The organism is Pseudomonas taiwanensis, from assembly GCF_013393345.1.
In the GTDB taxonomy this organism is placed as follows: Bacteria; Pseudomonadota; Gammaproteobacteria; order Pseudomonadales; family Pseudomonadaceae; genus Metapseudomonas; species Metapseudomonas resinovorans_C.
On record NZ_QJRF01000018.1, the window covers coordinates 1 to 282 of the forward strand.

Sequence of the window (282 nt, forward strand, 5' to 3'; positions counted from 1 at the left end):
TGGATTCATCCAGTTCGACGCTGGCGGAACTCAGCACCGCGGCATCGTTGGTGCCGGCGATGGTCACCGTGACACTGGTTTCAGTGCCGTCGGCGCTGAACACCTGGAAGGTGTCGGTGAGGCTGTCGTCGACATTCAGTTCGTCGAAGGCCGAATTGGCGACGTAGGTCCAGGCGCCATTGGCGTCGATGCTGAACTTGCCGTAATCGCCGGCGACATTGGTCTGCGCCTCGAAGGTCTCCGGGCTGTCGACGTCGCTGATGCTCAGGGTGCCGTCGGTAC

General features: G+C 62.1%; 1 protein-coding gene. It reads right to left on the bottom strand.

Going from position 1 to position 282, the window contains the following annotated elements:
* On the bottom strand, positions 1-282 hold a 282-nt coding region (locus DM872_RS00100), incomplete at both ends, for a VCBS domain-containing protein (RefSeq protein ID WP_218648954.1).